At 62.5% G+C, this 14861-nt stretch carries 20 protein-coding genes; all 20 read left to right on the top strand.

Translation table 11 applies throughout. The annotated features are described in order from the left end of the window. The first annotated feature begins 87 nt into the window (after positions 1–87). The 20 genes from BM069_RS06105 to BM069_RS06010 all read left to right on the top strand — a co-directional run bounded on the left by BM069_RS06105 (position 88) and on the right by BM069_RS06010 (position 14754). Complete coding sequence (locus BM069_RS06105; protein ID WP_200880368.1) at positions 88–504, top strand: GFA family protein; 417 nt, start codon at positions 88–90, stop codon at positions 502–504. Positions 505–624: 120 nt separating this feature from the next. After that, positions 625–1044, top strand: coding sequence for an acyl-CoA transferase (locus BM069_RS06100; protein ID WP_093321770.1), 420 nt, complete (start codon positions 625–627; stop codon positions 1042–1044). Between the two features lie 25 nt (positions 1045–1069). Continuing rightward, complete coding sequence (locus BM069_RS06095; RefSeq protein WP_093321767.1) at positions 1070–2011, top strand: phage tail tube protein; 942 nt, start codon at positions 1070–1072, stop codon at positions 2009–2011. Then, entirely contained in the window at positions 2011–2379 is a 369-nt protein-coding gene (locus tag BM069_RS06090) for a hypothetical protein (RefSeq protein ID WP_093321764.1), read from the top strand. Before BM069_RS06095 ends, BM069_RS06090 begins: the two co-directional genes overlap by 1 nt. A 128-nt stretch (positions 2380–2507) precedes the next feature. Next, on the top strand, positions 2508–2705 hold the full coding sequence (locus BM069_RS06085; protein WP_093321761.1) for a DUF7697 family protein: 198 nt from the start codon (positions 2508–2510) through the stop codon (positions 2703–2705). Then, the gene (locus BM069_RS06080; RefSeq protein WP_093321758.1) at positions 2698–5139 is read left to right on the top strand and encodes a phage tail tape measure C-terminal domain-containing protein; all 2442 of its coding nucleotides are present in this window, start codon (positions 2698–2700) and stop codon (positions 5137–5139) included. Before BM069_RS06085 ends, BM069_RS06080 begins: the two co-directional genes overlap by 8 nt. Continuing rightward, entirely contained in the window at positions 5136–5732 is a 597-nt protein-coding gene (locus tag BM069_RS06075; RefSeq protein WP_093321755.1) for a hypothetical protein, read from the top strand. The genes BM069_RS06080 and BM069_RS06075 overlap by 4 nt, the downstream gene beginning before the upstream one ends. Then, positions 5732–6292, top strand: a complete 561-nt coding sequence (locus BM069_RS06070; protein WP_093321752.1) for a hypothetical protein — start codon at positions 5732–5734, stop codon at positions 6290–6292. The genes BM069_RS06075 and BM069_RS06070 overlap by 1 nt, the downstream gene beginning before the upstream one ends. Then, positions 6289–6693: a DUF6950 family protein gene (locus BM069_RS06065; protein ID WP_093321750.1), complete on the top strand. Its 405-nt coding sequence runs from the start codon at positions 6289–6291 to the stop codon at positions 6691–6693. Before BM069_RS06070 ends, BM069_RS06065 begins: the two co-directional genes overlap by 4 nt. A gap of 5 nt (positions 6694–6698) precedes the next feature. Beyond that, positions 6699–9263, top strand: a complete 2565-nt coding sequence (locus BM069_RS06060) for a phage tail protein (protein WP_093321747.1) — start codon at positions 6699–6701, stop codon at positions 9261–9263. After that, positions 9263–9493, top strand: a complete 231-nt coding sequence (locus BM069_RS06055) for a hypothetical protein (protein WP_093321744.1) — start codon at positions 9263–9265, stop codon at positions 9491–9493. The genes BM069_RS06060 and BM069_RS06055 overlap by 1 nt, the downstream gene beginning before the upstream one ends. 27 nt (positions 9494–9520) lie before the next feature. Beyond that, positions 9521–9832, top strand: a complete 312-nt coding sequence (locus BM069_RS06050; protein WP_093321741.1) for a phage holin family protein — start codon at positions 9521–9523, stop codon at positions 9830–9832. Positions 9833–9913: 81 nt separating this feature from the next. Beyond that, entirely contained in the window at positions 9914–10846 is a 933-nt protein-coding gene (locus tag BM069_RS06045; protein ID WP_093321738.1) for a C40 family peptidase, read from the top strand. Positions 10847–10848: 2 nt separating this feature from the next. Continuing rightward, entirely contained in the window at positions 10849–11106 is a 258-nt protein-coding gene (locus BM069_RS06040) for a hypothetical protein (RefSeq protein ID WP_093321735.1), read from the top strand. Positions 11107–11241: 135 nt separating this feature from the next. Then, positions 11242–11586 (top strand): hypothetical protein, encoded by a 345-nt coding sequence (locus BM069_RS06035; RefSeq protein ID WP_093321732.1) that lies wholly within the window; start codon positions 11242–11244, stop codon positions 11584–11586. Between the two features lie 2 nt (positions 11587–11588). Further along, the gene (locus BM069_RS06030; RefSeq protein ID WP_093321729.1) at positions 11589–11816 is read left to right on the top strand and encodes a hypothetical protein; all 228 of its coding nucleotides are present in this window, start codon (positions 11589–11591) and stop codon (positions 11814–11816) included. Continuing rightward, the gene (locus BM069_RS06025) at positions 11816–12931 is read left to right on the top strand and encodes a phage tail fiber repeat family protein (RefSeq protein ID WP_093321726.1); all 1116 of its coding nucleotides are present in this window, start codon (positions 11816–11818) and stop codon (positions 12929–12931) included. The genes BM069_RS06030 and BM069_RS06025 overlap by 1 nt, the downstream gene beginning before the upstream one ends. Before the next feature lie 56 nt (positions 12932–12987). Continuing rightward, a complete protein-coding gene (locus BM069_RS06020; RefSeq protein WP_093321723.1) occupies positions 12988–13821 on the top strand; it encodes a hypothetical protein in 834 nt (277 codons plus the stop codon). Next, the gene (locus BM069_RS06015; protein ID WP_093321720.1) at positions 13814–14239 is read left to right on the top strand and encodes a hypothetical protein; all 426 of its coding nucleotides are present in this window, start codon (positions 13814–13816) and stop codon (positions 14237–14239) included. The genes BM069_RS06020 and BM069_RS06015 overlap by 8 nt, the downstream gene beginning before the upstream one ends. 5 nt (positions 14240–14244) lie before the next feature. After that, positions 14245–14754: a hypothetical protein gene (locus tag BM069_RS06010; RefSeq protein ID WP_093321717.1), complete on the top strand. Its 510-nt coding sequence runs from the start codon at positions 14245–14247 to the stop codon at positions 14752–14754. Positions 14755–14861 lie beyond the last annotated feature (107 nt).

The following is a 14861-nucleotide window of genomic DNA, read 5'->3' as shown; positions in this document are numbered from 1 at the left end:
GAGCGCTCTCCCAACACAGCCTCGCAGGACCTTAATGGTGTTGCGAAATTGGTTCTCCTTCCTAAGATACACGAGGGAGGAATACTTATGTTGCCAGAACAGTTCACCGGTGGCTGCGCGTGCGGAGCAATCCGATACAGGTCCGAAGGTATTGCCCGATACATGGGGAATTGCCATTGCCGTGATTGCCAGCAGGCTACTGGAAGTGCATATTTTCCGGCTGTCCTGGTGAAACAGGCAGATTTCAAGCTCGAAAAAGGGGACCCAAAGTGGTTCGAGCGCCGAGCAGATCGCGGCCATGCGATGCTTCGCGGCTTCTGTTCTGACTGTGGGTCACCGCTGTTCCTGATCAACAAGGCAAGTGAGGGGGCTATGATCCTGTTCGCAGGGAGCCTGGATGATCCGAGCTGGTACGCGCCAAGTCGTGACATTTACGTTAACAGCGCACAGCCGTGGGATAAGATGGACCCCAATCTCCCGAAAGCAGATGGAATGCCTGCCTGATTTTGCCAATGTCGCTGTTTTTGTCGACATCAGTCGTCAGCTGACATTCGCGCAGGGCGCAGCATCCAGAGCTTGGTTTCGAAATGGACCTTCTCCGCACCTGCACGATAGCAAACACCCATGCCCACCTTTCGCGAAACCATCCTCATCGCGCTGCATGCGCGGCTTTCGGCACTGCCCGCCACCTCTCTGCGCGGTGAAGTGCTGCCCGAACGCATTCCGGTAGCAGGCCTGCTGATCCTGCGCGACGGTGATCCGGGGGAACCGGAGGTCACGCTGTCGCCGCTCGCCTACCATTACCAGCATCGCGCCGAGATCGAGGCGGTCGTGCAGGGCACCGACCGCGACGCGGCCTTAGACAGGCTGTCCGCCGGTATTGGGACAGCGCTCGCTGACGACCGAACGCTCGGTGGCCTTTGCGATTGGATTGAGGCGGAAGCGCCGCAGCCTGTCGATCTACCGGTCGAAGGCGCGACCAGCCTGAAAGCCGCCGTGATCCCGGTGGTGCTGCACTATTCAACGGCTGACCCGCTCAGCTGACCCCAAACATCTGAGGAGTTGAAACATGGCACGAGCCCAAGGGGCGCGGGCGCAAATGGCGCTTGCGTTCGAGACAACCTATGGCACGCCGCCTGCGAGCGGTTTTTTGAGGCTGCCATTCGCAAGCACGACGTTGGGGGCCGAGCAACCGCTGCAGACATCGGAACTCCTGGGCTACGGCCGGGATCCGCAGGCACCGATCAAGGATGCAGTGACGGCGGATGGTGATGTCGTCGTGCCGATTGATGCCGAGGCCTTCGGCTTTTGGCTAAAGGCGGGTTTTGGAACGCCCATGACCACCGGCGCTGAAGCCCCCTATACCCACGAATTCTGCTCGGGGAACTGGTCGTTGCCGTCCTTCTCGATCGAGACGGGCATGCCCGAGGTACCGCGCTACGCGATGTATTCGGGTTGCATGGTCGACAGTCTGAGCTGGCAGGTGGCGCGGTCGGGGCTTCTGACCGCCACAGCCAACATCGTGGCGCAGGGCGAGAACATTGGTACGACCACGGCAGCGGGAACGCTTGCTAACATCACGCTGAATCGCTTCGGCCACTTCAACGGGGCGGTAACACGCAACGGCGCCAATATCGGGAACGTCGTCTCAGCCGACATCACCTACGCCAACAATCTCGACCGTATCGAGACCATCCGCGCTGATGGCAAGATCGACGGGGCAGACCCGTCCATTGCTGCGCTCACTGGCAATGTCGTCGTGCGCTTTGCCGACCAGACGCTCGTGCAACAGGCGATCAACGGCGAGGCCTGCGAGCTGGAGTTTTCCTACACGCTGGCAAGTGGTGAGAGCCTGACGCTCACGGCACATGCAGTTTACCTGCCGCGGCCCCGGATCGAGATCTCGGGCCCCCAAGGCGTGCAGGCGACCTTTGACTGGCAGGCGGCGAGCGATCCGAGTGTCGGCCGCATGTGTACCGTCACTCTCATCAATGACCGGGAAACATACTAATGTTGCGATTGAACCTTTCCAATGAGCCGCACTGGCTTGATCTCGGCCACGGCGTGCGCCTGCTTGTCGAGCCCCTGACCACCGCTGTCATGCTTGCCGCACGCAGCGATCCCGCGATCCTGGCCGCCACACAGGTGGCCGAGGGCGAAGATGCCGCCTCGAACGACGACCTTGCGCGCATCGTGGCGAAAGCGGTGGCGCGCATCGTCGTGAAGGACTGGGAGGGCGTCGGAGACACGGAGGACAAACCACTGCCTGTCACGCCCTCCGGCATCGACGCCCTTCTGGAAATCTGGCCGATCTTCGAGGCGTTCCAGACCAAATACATCGCCGGCGCTCTGATCCTGGAGCAGGAAAAAAACGGCTGACCGCTCTCGCCGACTGGGAGTTCGGCGGGGGCGGTGACTATTGTGCGGCTTGTTCGGGGGCATGCCCTGACTGCCCTCGCACCCTTCACGCGCCGCAAACCCTTGAGGGCTGGCAGGTCTGGGATCTGGTGCAGCGCCTTGGCGGCCAGATGCGCGTGGCCGGTGGTGTAAGCGGCGGTGCTGTTGTCGGCTGGGACATGGGCGCCGCGCTACAGCTTGGCGCAGCCCTCGGGCTTTCGCCACTCACCATCGCGGAACTATTACCGCCCATCGAGGCGGTGATGGTGCGCAAAACCAACGAAGAAATCGAGCAAAGCAATGGCTGAGAAAAAGGTATCCGTGCGCCTCTCGGCCACCGGCGGCCGCCAGGTGCGCGCCGAGCTCGAAGGGGTCGGCAAAGCCGGCTCAAGCGGCTTCGGGCGTCTGTCGCGGGAAATGGAACAGGCCAACGCCCGTATGGCTGCCTTTGCGCGCCGGGCGCGGATTGCGGCCACGGCCGCCGCTGCCGCGCTCAGTGCCGCTGTGGTGTCCATGACCCGATCCACGGTGGCGGCGGCCAACGAGATTGGACAGCTGAGCCAGTTGGCCAATGCCAACCCGGAGGTGTTCCAGCGCTGGTCGGCGGCCTCGGCCACGGTCGGCATTGAACAGGAAAAACTCGCTGACATCCTGAAGGATGTGAACGACCGGGTTGGCGACTTCCTGCAGACCGGCGGCGGCCCGATGGCCGACTTTTTCGAAAACATCGCACCCAGGGTTGGGGTGACGGCCGATCAATTTGAGCGGCTTTCAGGACCGGAGGCGCTGCAGCTCTATGTCGACAGTCTCGAACGCGCAGGCGTCAGTCAGCAGGAAATGACGTTCTATCTCGAGGCCATGGCCTCGGACACCACGCGGCTCATCCCGCTCCTGAAAAACGGCGGCGCAGAAATGACCCGGCTCGGGGCACAAGCCCAAACCCTCGGCGCAGTCCTTGACACCGATGCGATCGCAGCCATGCGACGTTCTGAACTGGCACTCGTCAGCATTGGTCAGGTCTTAACCGGTGTGCGCAACCGGATCGCGGTGGCACTGGCGCCCACGCTCGAGGCAGTGGCCAACGCCTTTGTGGCGCTGGCCTCTTCGAGCAGCCCGATCAGCCGGGCCTTTGATACGGTTCTCGCCAATCTCGACCGCCTCGGGATCTACGCCAGCACATTTGCCACCTTCCTCGCTGGTCGCTGGGTGGCCGCGATGGCCGCGGCCGCGCTCTCGGTCCGTGGTCTGGCCACGACGCTTGTGATCTTGAAAGGCGCTCTCATTCGCACTGGCATTGGCGCGCTGATCGTCGGGGCAGGGGAACTCGTGTACTGGTTCACCCGTCTGGCGTCCGGCGCTGGCGGCTTCGGAGAGGCCATGCGCCTCTTGAAGAATGTCGCCGTAGAGGTTTGGGACCGGATCAAGATGGGGGCCTCCGCTGCAGGGGCCCAGGCCACGGCGATGTTTTTCGATCTTAAGGCGGATGCCGCGACGGGTATGGCAGGCGCCATCGAGAGCGTTGTGAGTTTTGGCAACGCCACGGCAAACACTTTCGAGGGTGCGCTTCTGGCCGTGCGTGAGATCTGGTCTCGCTTGCCGGATGTGATTGGCGATCTCGTCTTCTCAGCCGCGAACCGCATGCTCGACGGCATTGAGGCGATGCTGAACGGCGCAATCCGCCGGATCGATGCCTTCACGGGACGCATCCGCGATGCGTTGGCCGCGGTCGGCATCGAGACCACCTTCGGCGAGATTGGCGAAATCAGCCTCGGCGACATTGAAAACCCCTTTGCAGGGGCATCGGCCGATGCCGGTACAGCCGCTGCGGAGGCTTTTCGGCGAGCCTTCGAGGACAACCCATTGACTGCCCCGGACCTTGGCCTCGATGGCATCGCCGCCGAGGCACTCGCGACCGCCAACACGTACCGTCAGGCAGCAACCGACCTGGCCACGGGGGCCACGGCGCCGCTGACCACTTGGGGCGCGCTGCGTGATGCCGTTGCGGACGCAGGAGACGACGGGGCTGCGGCGCTGGATGAGGCCACCACGTCTGCTGACCGCCTTGCTGATGCGGTGAGCAGGGCGGGTGGCGCGGCGGGAAAGGCCAAGGACGCTATCGTCACGGGCTTTGGTGCCGTTTCGAAATCGCTATCGGACTACGCGAAGTCAGCGCTTGATTTGGGTAAGGGGCTTGGCGAGAGCCTTTTGGGAGCCTTCCGCGGTGCGGAGAGCGCCTTCCGCAGCTTCGTCGAAACCGGCAAGCTCGACTTCAAAAGCCTCGTGCGCTCCATCCTCGCCGATCTTGCGGTTCTGGCCTTCAAGCGCGCCGTGTTGGGCCCTCTCGCCAATGCGCTCTCCGGCATTTTCGGGGGCGGGTCTGTGACGGCGGCCGTTTCTCATGCAGGCGGCATCGTCGGTTTGTCTGGCCATCAAAGGCAGGTGCCTGCGCTGGCCTTCGCTGGCGCACCAAAATTGCATACCGGTGGCTGGGCGGGACTTCGGCCCGACGAGGTGCCGACGATCCTGCAACGCGGGGAGCGGGTGCTGAACCGTCGTGAAGCTGCCGAGTATGGCCACGCGCGCCAAGGGTCCGGCGGTGTCACTGTGAACATCGATGCCCGTGGGGCGCAGATGGGTGTCGCGGAACAAATCGATACCCGGCTGCGTGCCGCGCTCCCAGAAATCAAACGTGTTGCCATCCAAAGCGTCGCCGAGCGCCGTGCCAGAGGCTATGCCATATGACGGTTCCAACACTTCCCCTGCATCTGGTTGAAAACCTCGAGCGGCGCCTGGTCGCGAGTGTGACAGCCGCCACATCGGGTTTTACCGGTAGCCAGCAAGTGCAGGACTGGGGCGGTGAATGGTGGGATTTCACCTTCGAGATGGCATTGACCAGAGGTCGGGAAGCGCGACGGCTTTCGGCTTTCTTTGCCGCACTCGGCGGAATGCGCGGTCAGTTCCTGTTCCGCGATCCCTCAGCCGGTCGCTCGGACCTCCTGGCCGATCCCGTTGTAAGTGGCGGTGGGCAATCCGGGAATACGCTTCTAACAAGCGGGTGGGCGCCCTCATTGCCCGTGCTCGAGATCGGTGACTTCATTTCATTGGGCAGCGATGCCGATACGCGGCTTTACCAGATCACAGCAGACGCCGTGGCAGATGCATCGGGCGCGGTGACCCTGCAGATCACGCCGCGCCTGCGGTCCTCACCCCTGAGCGGCGCTGCCCTGGAAATCGTCGCACCGGCAGTCTTTTTGCGCCTCACAGGCCCCGTGCCGACCCGGATCAACAGAGCCGACAACCACCGTTTCAGCGTGACCGCCCGCGAGGCGCTCTGATGAGCCGTGATGTCACAGCAGGTTTTGCGACGGCGTTGTCCGAACAGTCGTTGCGCCCCATTCTGTTCTTTGAGGGGGAATTTGCCTCGGGCTGGGTGCGGGTCTGGACGGGGCTTGGGGAACTGTTCTGGGACGGCAAGATCTGGACCGGAATGGGCAGCCTCATCAGCATAGGCGCCCTTGAGGAAACCAGCGATGTGGTCGCCAGCGGCACCATGATCTCGCTCTCGGGCGTGCCGCTGGAGATGGTCGGGATTGCTATCGAGGAAGCGCGGCAGGGCAAGCCAGGACGGGTCTGGTTGGGACTACTGGACGACAACATGAATGTCATTGCCGATCCGGTACAGGCTTTCCTGGGCCGGCTAGACGTGCCGGAGATCACGGACAATGCGCAAAGCTGTACCGTGACCATCAGCTATGAAAGCCGGCTCATCGATCTCAACACACCGCGCAGCTGGCGCTATACCCACGAAAGCCAGCAGGCGCTTCACCCCGGCGACCGCGGATTTGAACATGTAACCACCATTCAGGACAAGGAAATCACCTGGGGGCGTGGATGAGACGGCCGGATTGGCAAAACCGACTGGCTGGTGCCATCGAAGCGGCGCGGGAGACGCCTTTTTCCTGGGGCACTCATGATTGCGCAACCTGGGCATTCGATCTCCGCCGTGACCTGACCGGCGGCGAGGACATCGCGGCTCTCTGGCGCGGTCGCTATCGCACCGCACTGGGCGCGCATCGCATCATGAAACGTCTCGGCTGGGGCAGTCTCGAGGCCGCGGGGCGGGATCTGCTCGGGACGCCATTGCCCTCAGTTCTTCAAGCCGGACGCGGCGATCAGGTTCTGGGCGGGTCAGGCCCAGCTTACGGTGTTTGCGTGGGGGCCAAAGTTGCTTTCGTTGCCCCGGATGGTCTCGTTTTTATTTCGCTCTCTGATTGCTCGCTCGCCTGGAGGGTCTGAGCCTCATGCCACCAGTTGTTCTTGGGGTTGCCGCTCTTGGCGGCGCGGCCCTTGCCGCGGGCGGGATCGGGGCTGCGCTGGCGGCCGGCGGTCTGATAGGTATCGCAGCAAACTTCGGAGCCTCGATGCTGCTGTCGGCAGCAGCGCAAGCGCTCATGCCGCAACCAACGGTGGCGATGCAGGCACGAACCGTGACCGTGCGCGAGCCGGTGATGCCCAGGGAGATGGTCTATGGCCGCGCGCGCAAGGGCGGGGTGATCGTCTTTCTTCATGCGAATGGCGACAAGGATCAGTATTTGCATCTGGTCATCGTGCTGGCGGCCCATCGCGTCAAATCGATCGGGGCGATTTACTTCGAGGGCGAAGAGGCAATCAATGTCAGTGGCACGGCGCAGGGACGCTGGTCTGGCAAGGTCACGTTGGAAAAACGCCTTGGCCATGAAGACCAGACGGCCTTTGCGGGGCTTGTCGAAGACGTGTCCGAACATTGGACCGAGGATCACCGTCTGGCAGGCTGCGCTGCGATCTATTTACGCCTGACCTACGACGCTGATGCTTTCCCGGGTGGTATTCCAAACATCACGGTCGACATGGAGGGGAAAGACGACATTCTGGATCCGCGTTCCGGAGAACAGGTCTACACAGAAAATGCCGCCCTCTGCGTGGCCGATTACATGGCGCATGCCGCCTACGGGATTGGGGCTGGCATCGGTGCTGAAGACGGTATCGACCTCGATGCGCTGGTTGAGGCAGCGAATATCTGCGACGAGGTGGTGCCGCTTGCGGCTGGCGGAACGGAACCGCGATACAGCTGCAATGGTGTTGTTACGCTGTCTGAAAGCCCGAAGACCATCATTGAGGCGATGCTCACTGCCATGGCCGGGCGTTGCATCTGGCAGGGCGGGCGATGGCGGCTGCAGGCAGGGGCCTATCGCATCCCAGAGGTCACGCTCGGCGCGGATGATCTGCGCGAGGGCGGTTTGCAACTCACCACGCGTCTCAGCCGGGCCTCGAACTTCAATGCGGTGCGTGGGCAGTTTGTCAGTCCGGAAAACGACTGGCAGCCGGATGACTTTCCGGCTTACGCCTCTGACGTCTACCTCACTGAAGATGGCGGCGAACGGATCTGGCGGGATATTGCGCTGCCGTTCACGATCTCGGCCGCAGCCGCCCAGAGGCTGGCCAAGATCGAGCTCGAGCGTGCGCGCCGCCAGATGAGCGTGAAACTCGATGGCAAGTTGAGTGCCTGGTCCGTGGCCGTGGGGGAAACCGTGCAACTTGATTATGCCCGTTGGGGCTTTGCCTCAAAACCCTTTGATGTGCAGTCGATGCGGCTGGATCTGGTGCAGATGGGCGATGCGCCGCTTCTGGTGCCGGACCTCGTTCTGCGCGAGACCTCACCGCTGATCTACGATTGGGACGCGTCTGAGGAGCAGATTTACGCGGCCGCGCCTCGCACGAACCTGCCATCGGCCTTTGCCGTGGCGGCACCGGGGCGCCCGGAGATTTCCGAGGAGTTGTACATCACCCGCGATGGTGGGGGTGCAAAGGTGCTGATCCGTGTGACCTGGGCGGCGGCTGCCTCGAGCTTTGTCGGCCAGTATCAGCTGGAGGGGCAGCGTGACGGGGGCGCCTGGCTCGATTGTGGCCGCACCTCTGGCACCACGTTGGAATTGCGTGATGCGAGCCCGGGGCACTGGAAGTTCCGCGTCAAGGCGCTCTCGGTTTTGGGTGTGTCCTCCGGTTGGCGCATGCGCGAGGCAGAAATCCTCGGGCTGACCGCTCCGCCAGAGGCGCTCCGAAACGTGACACTGCAAACCGCGGGCGGTCTTGCCATCCTGAAATGGACCCGGGCGGCCGATCCGGATGTGCGTGTGGCGGGCAATATCGTCATCCGCCACAGCACCGAAGGCATCCCCACCTGGGCCAACAGCTATTCCATGGACCGGGTTGCGGGAGCGGAAGCCATTGCCGTGGTCCCGCTCAAACCCGGCAGTTATCTGATCCGGGCCGAGGACAGCGGCGGTCGGCTCGGGCCGGTGGCAACAGTGAGTACCAAGGGGGCGCAGGCGCTGAGCTTTGCGTCAATCGACAGTCTGCAGGCTGACCCGGGCTTTCCGGGTGGGATGACGGATCTCGCCGTGGTTGGCAGCACTTTGCGGCTGGCGACGAGCACGGATGAAGAAGGAGTGCCCAGCACCACTACCAATGAAGGCCTCTACAGTTTCGGAGCCGGTCTTGATTTTGGCGCTGTACGTCATCTTCGGCTGCGCAGCCAGATCAGCGTGGCGGCACTGGCGCTTCTGGATCAGATCGATGCGCGGGCAGAGCTTATCGACGCCTGGGCGGATTTTGATGGCACGGAAGGCGCGGAAATCGATGTTGTCGTGGAAGTGCGCGAAACCGATGACGATCCACTTGGCGCGCCGAGCTGGGGCCCCTGGGGCCGTGTCGACAACCATGAAATCGAAGCCCGGGCAATCGAGGCGCGGGCCTGGCTCAGTACGGGCGATCCCGCGTTCACGCCGGTGGTCAGTGCCCTGCGGCTTCATGCGGACGAGGTGGCGTGATGGCGCAAACAAACAGCTTTGTGATCGAGAATGACAGCGGTCTGGCGGTGCGCACCAGGATCAACGAGGTGCTGGCGGCACTCCAATCATCAAATGCCGGGCCGACGGCGCCGACCGATACACGCCCGGGCATGCTCTGGTTCGACACCAGTGCCTCACCACCCGTTCTGAAGATCCGCGATGCGCAGGACAGCGCGTGGCAGGAGTTCCTCGATGGCGGCACATACTGACGAAACCATATCACCTGGAAAACCACCATGACCGACGGCAGCTTCATAGAAACCATCAACAGCTTCTTTGGCGGCGCGCTGACCACGTTGATCGGCGCCTCTGCCGGACGGCTGATGTACCACTCGGGCGAGGTCAAGCTTGGCCGACGCCGGTTCGTTGGCAAGGAACTCCTGTGGGAAATCCCTGTTGCGGTCGGCATGGCCATCATTGGTGAAGCGGTCGCAACCTACCTCGGACTGACACAGCCGGTCAGTACCGGGCTGGTGGCCATGCTGGCCTATCTTGGCCCCCGTGGCACGGAAGCGCTGCTCTGCGCCTGGCTCGGGCGCAAGAAGTAGGGCTTCAGCCCAACACGACACATAGAAAACCACCAATCAAATCACCCGCCGTTTCGCGTGCGGGGCAAGGAGGCTATTGCCATGACCCCATATGACATTGCCAAATCCTACATCGGGGCCGCGGAAGGTCCCGGGCCGGAAAACAACCCGGTCATACTCGAGATGTATGCTTCGGTCGGTCACGACTGGGTGGAACATGACAGCGTTGCCTGGTGCGCGGCGTTTGTCGGCCACTGCCTGGAACAGGCCGGGATCCGCTCGACGCGTAAACTGACCGCGCGCTCCTATCTCGATTGGGGCGTGCCGGTTGACATCGAAGAGGCGCAACCCGGCGACATTGGCATCATCCCGCGCGGCTCTTCCAGCTGGCAGGGTCATGTCTTCTTTGTCGATCGGATCGAAGGCGGCTGGGTCTGGGGGCTGGGCGGCAACCAGGGCGATGCGGTCAATGTCAGGCGCTATCCGGTCTCAAAACTGCTTGGAATTCGCCGGGCGGGGCAGGTGTCGCCGGCCACGCGTATGACGGTGCGCGAGGTGCAGAGGCGGCTGAAGGACCTCGGCTATCATGAGGTTGGAGTTGCCGACGGGCAGATCGGGCCGCGAACGCGGGGCGCGATCTTGGCCTTCCGAGATGAGCATAATTTGCCGCTGGTTCCGATCATCGATGTGGCTCTGGAAGAGGCCCTGGTGACAGCAGGTCCGCGACCTGTCGCGCCGGAGCGTGCAGCCGGCATGCCGAAGCGTAGTCGCATTGTTGCTGCCAGTGACGCCCAGATCGGTGTCGGGCTTTTGGGAGTTGTTGGAACCGTAACGGCACAGGCCGCACCGATCCTGTCAGACGCTGAGGCAGCGCAGGACGGGGTGGCGCGGCTTTTCGATCTGCTCAGCTTGAACGATCGGCTTTCAGGGCTGGCGCCATGGATTGGCGTACTCTGCTTTGTCGTTGTGATCGCCTGCGCGGTGCATGCCCGCCATGCCCGGATCGAGGATCACCGTAGCGGAAGGACGATGTGAGCATGTTGGGTTTGATCACCGGCAGTCTGGCTGGGCTGTCGCGACGGGTGGCTCTTTGGCTCAGCCTTGGTCTGGCGCTGATCGCAGCGCTGGCAATCACCTGGCGTCGGGGCAGGGCGGCAGGCAAGGCGGCCTACGCGACCCGCCGTGCCGAGGCCCGCATTCGCGCGCTCACCACCTCCAGGGATATCCGTCATGATGTTGAAACCTCTGATCCTGCTGATCTCGATCGCCGCCTTGACCGCTGGATGCGGGACTGACCGGCGTTTCCTGCGTGAGGATTGCGATTGGGCCCAGCCAATCCGTCCGGCGCGCGCCGATGTGCTCTCGGAGAACACCAAAAACCAGATCCTCGCCCATAATGAAATCGGCGCGCGGCTGTGCGGGTGGCGCCCATGACGACAGCGCTTGCCGAAGGCCCGGCCATCCTGATCGGCTATGAATACCGTCTGCAACTCGAAGCGGAGGGCGCGCTGTTTCCGGACGAGGCGCGTTTTGCCGGGCAGTTGCGGGGCAAGGCCAACGACGAAACCGTTCTGGCAACGCTGAACAGCGAAAGCAGCACGATCCTGCGGCGCAGCGACAACACGCTGGAACTCGTCATTCCGGAGGCAGTGACGGTCGCGCTCGCGCCCGGATCCGTCGTGCTGGATCTGGTGCGGATCGATCTTGTTCCGCCGCAGCACTTGAACGTCTTTCTGGAAATTCCCGTTCTGCTGCCGGTGACGCGAGGGCTTTAGGCATGTCCGAGGCTGTCAATCTCAGCGCCGCAACGGCACCAATCCGGCTGCGCGTCGCCTCCCATGAACCGATCACGCTCCGGCTGGGGGCTGCTCCGATCGGACTGCGGGTGCTTGGCGCGCCAGGACCGCAGGGCATCCCTGGCCCACAAGGCGCCAAGGGCGATCAGGGTGAACCAGGGATCACCATTCTACCCACCGATACTCCCATCAATGGAGGGCATTTTTGATGGCCAATACCATCCAGCTTAAACGCCGCGTTTCGGGCATTGCCGGTGCGCCCGCCGCGCTCAAATCCGGCGAGCTCGCTCATAACGAGGTCGACGATACGCTCTATGTCGGCAAGGGCGATGACGGATCAGGCAACGCCACCACGATCCTGCCGCTCGGCGGGCGCGGGGCCTTCGTCGATCTCGGCAATACCCAGACCGTCGCGGGGGCCAAGACTTTTTCCGTGGTCCCGAAATCCTCGCAAGACGCCTCCGCGGCAACCGACCTTGTGCGCAAGTCACAGTTCGATGCGGGGCTGGCGGACAAGGCAGGTGCCAGCCATGGCCATGCGATCGCGGATGTGAGCGGGTTGCAGACGGCGCTCGATGGAAAGTCGGACAACGCACATGGTCACGCAATCGCCGATGTGACGGGATTGCAGACGGCGCTCAACGGAAAGGCCCCCCTGGCGTCACCTGCGCTGAGCGGCGCGCCGACCGCACCGACGCCCACATCCGGCACGAACACGACCCAGATCGCGACCACGGCCTTCGTACAGTCGGCACTTTCGGGCTTGGGGGCGGGCGACATGCTCAAAGCCACCTATGACAGTGACGCCGATGGCAAGGTCGATGCGGCCGAGGCGGCCGATAGCGTGCCCTGGGCTGGCATCACGGGCAAACCGTCCAGCTTTTCGCCGTCTGCGCACAGCCATGCCATCGCGCAAGTGACCGGGCTGCAAGGGGCCCTGGACGCCAAGGCGCCTTTGGCATCGCCCGCAATGACCGGCACGCCGACGGCCCCTACGGCGACTAATGGCACCAGCACAACGCAGGTTGCCACGACCGCCTTTGTGTCGGCGGCAATTGGGGCACTGATCGATGCCGCTCCCGGCGCGATGGACACGCTGAATGAACTGGCTGCCGCCCTCGGAGATGACCCGAACTTCGCCACGACGGTAACCAATGCGCTCGCAGACAAACTGGCCAAGGCGTCGAACCTGGCGGATGTGCCGAACAAGGCGACAGCGCGCTCGAACCTCGGCCTTGGATCCATTGCCACCCAGGCGGCCAGCAACGTGTCCATTACCGGCGGCAGCATCTCCGGGATCGCGCTCGATGGCGGGACATTCTGATCCCCGACTGTTCCCCGACAGCTTCGACTTCATAGTCAGACAAGGAGGCAGGCCACATGGCCCTCAAGATGAAACGCTCCGCCGTGGCGGGCAAAGTGCCCACGACAGGTCAACTGGATCTCGGCGAGCTTGCGGTCAACACCCATGACGGCAAGCTCTATCTCAAGCGGGACAATGGGAGCGAGAGCATCCAGCGGCTTGCCAACTCAGGACAGGATGAGGACTTCGAAAACCTCAGTGCCCGCAAGCTAACCTTCGACAATCTGGAGAAATCGGGGCTCTCGGGCGATGGCGATCTGGGGTTCGACGCGTCGCAAGGGTTGATCCTCTACCGCACGCAACAAGGTGTGAATGGCGCGGTCACGGTTCTTGACGGGGCGAACATCGAGGCCGGAGATGGAATTGCCATCACCAATACGGGGCTGGGAGGAACCGGCACTCAGAAGTTCGTCTTCAGCGCAACATCTGGTTTGCCGTCGCTTGCGGCGGGCGCGAACATTCGAAGTCGAGTTGATGGGCAAACCAATACGACCAGCACCAGTTGGATCACGCGCCATACCTTCGAGTTTCTTCAAGGGGGTACGATCCGCGTTGTGCATGATCTGATGCGGTCTGGAAACTCAGGTCCGCAAACCCGTATTCGGCGTTTGCGCAATGGTTCCTGGACCACAATCGCGACCTATACCGCAACGACCAGTTGGGTCACGAAAACCGCCGATGTCGCCGTGAAAATGGGGGACCAGGTGATCGTTCAGTACAAAGGCGCGACCACCGGGACCGGAAAAGACATCCAGTATCACAATATCTACATCCGCAATGTCCGCTTCCAGACAGGGGGGGAGGATCTCTATCCCGGCATCTTGAAAGCAGTGGAGGGCAACAGTGTATAATCCGCGGTTCTTGACGGAAGAGGGCGACCTGATCGCTGTCGATATCGATACCGACACGCTTGCGACATTCGAAAAAGGCGTTAATCCAGAATACGAAACGGCCCTCGAAGGCGGCTATGGATCCGTCACGCCATATGCACCGGTAGCGGATGATGGTCCCGCCACGCCAGACCCGGTCGTTTCCCGATTCCAGGCGAAGGCAGCGCTCCTGCAGATGGGTCTTTTGGATCAGGTTGAGAGCTTGATGGCGGGCATGGACGCCATGACCCGGCTTGCCTGGACCGAAGCTGTCGAGTTCCGTCGCTCAAGTCCGCTCCTCAATAGTCTTGCACCCTATCTGACATGGCCGGATGGGACGGCGCTTACCGAGCCTGATTTGGACGACCTGTTCAATCTCGCCCAAACCATCGAGGTGTAATTCTGATGCGATACGAACAGATCCTGCTTGCCGAAGCCGCGCCGCATTATGAAACGATTGCAGAGGTCGCGAATGCTGTCCGCGAGACCAAAGGCCTTCTGCCCATCGACGCGATGGCGGCGCTGGCGCGCTTTTCCAGGCGTGGCGATACCGCCGCGTTGGCATGGGAAGGGGACAGCCTCGTCGGTTGCGTCTGCCTTGGCGCTTGCCATCACTTCACCACAGACCCCGACTGGGTGCCGGTCAAGGTTCGGCTTGTCCGTGACGGAATTGATCTCGCAAAGGTTGGATGCACGCATTTTGTCTACTTGCATCCCGGTTATTGGGGGCAGGGAGTGACGCTGGCGCTCACGGACCAGGCGCGACGGTCAAACCCGATGTTTACCCATACGTTGCTGCATGGGTTTGCGACGAAGGAACTTGAGGATTGGGCTGCGGGTCTGGATGGGGTGGTCGACGTTGGGACCAGGAATGGGCAAAGCGTATTCGTGCGGGGTATTGCCAGGGCACCCTAGAAGCAGGTTTCTTTGCGGCCGGATTCTATCCTCGCGTAGGTATAGGCCCAGTAATCTCCAAGGGATTGCCGGTTCTGCTTGCCAACGGGTAGCGCGTCTCGCTGAAC

It is taken from the genome of Shimia haliotis (assembly GCF_900114415.1).
Classification (GTDB): Bacteria; Pseudomonadota; Alphaproteobacteria; order Rhodobacterales; family Rhodobacteraceae; genus Shimia; species Shimia haliotis.
The sequence above is the reverse complement of the archived record's forward strand: the minus strand, read 5'-3'. Positions and strand labels throughout refer to the sequence as shown.

Excerpts from the sequence above, each read along its gene's own strand:
- BM069_RS06045 (WP_093321738.1), top strand. The coding sequence starts at position 9,914 with ATGACCCCATATGACATTGCCAAATCCTACATCGGGGCCGCGGAAGGT.
- BM069_RS06050 (WP_093321741.1), top strand. The coding sequence starts at position 9,521 with ATGACCGACGGCAGCTTCATAGAAACCATCAACAGCTTCTTTGGCGGC.
- BM069_RS06055 (WP_093321744.1), top strand. The coding sequence starts at position 9,263 with ATGGCGCAAACAAACAGCTTTGTGATCGAGAATGACAGCGGTCTGGCG.
- BM069_RS06095 (WP_093321767.1), top strand. The coding sequence starts at position 1,070 with ATGGCACGAGCCCAAGGGGCGCGGGCGCAAATGGCGCTTGCGTTCGAG.
- BM069_RS06075 (WP_093321755.1), top strand. The coding sequence starts at position 5,136 with ATGACGGTTCCAACACTTCCCCTGCATCTGGTTGAAAACCTCGAGCGG.
- BM069_RS06070 (WP_093321752.1), top strand. The coding sequence starts at position 5,732 with ATGAGCCGTGATGTCACAGCAGGTTTTGCGACGGCGTTGTCCGAACAG.
- BM069_RS06105 (WP_200880368.1), top strand. The coding sequence starts at position 88 with ATGTTGCCAGAACAGTTCACCGGTGGCTGCGCGTGCGGAGCAATCCGA.
- BM069_RS06030 (WP_093321729.1), top strand. The coding sequence starts at position 11,589 with ATGTCCGAGGCTGTCAATCTCAGCGCCGCAACGGCACCAATCCGGCTG.
- BM069_RS06025 (WP_093321726.1), top strand. The coding sequence starts at position 11,816 with ATGGCCAATACCATCCAGCTTAAACGCCGCGTTTCGGGCATTGCCGGT.
- BM069_RS06090 (WP_093321764.1), top strand. The coding sequence starts at position 2,011 with ATGTTGCGATTGAACCTTTCCAATGAGCCGCACTGGCTTGATCTCGGC.
- BM069_RS06010 (WP_093321717.1), top strand. The coding sequence starts at position 14,245 with ATGCGATACGAACAGATCCTGCTTGCCGAAGCCGCGCCGCATTATGAA.
- BM069_RS06060 (WP_093321747.1), top strand. The coding sequence starts at position 6,699 with ATGCCACCAGTTGTTCTTGGGGTTGCCGCTCTTGGCGGCGCGGCCCTT.
- BM069_RS06100 (WP_093321770.1), top strand. The coding sequence starts at position 625 with ATGCCCACCTTTCGCGAAACCATCCTCATCGCGCTGCATGCGCGGCTT.
- BM069_RS06040 (WP_093321735.1), top strand. The coding sequence starts at position 10,849 with ATGTTGGGTTTGATCACCGGCAGTCTGGCTGGGCTGTCGCGACGGGTG.
- BM069_RS06020 (WP_093321723.1), top strand. The coding sequence starts at position 12,988 with ATGGCCCTCAAGATGAAACGCTCCGCCGTGGCGGGCAAAGTGCCCACG.
- BM069_RS06065 (WP_093321750.1), top strand. The coding sequence starts at position 6,289 with ATGAGACGGCCGGATTGGCAAAACCGACTGGCTGGTGCCATCGAAGCG.
- BM069_RS06035 (WP_093321732.1), top strand. The coding sequence starts at position 11,242 with ATGACGACAGCGCTTGCCGAAGGCCCGGCCATCCTGATCGGCTATGAA.
- BM069_RS06080 (WP_093321758.1), top strand. The coding sequence starts at position 2,698 with ATGGCTGAGAAAAAGGTATCCGTGCGCCTCTCGGCCACCGGCGGCCGC.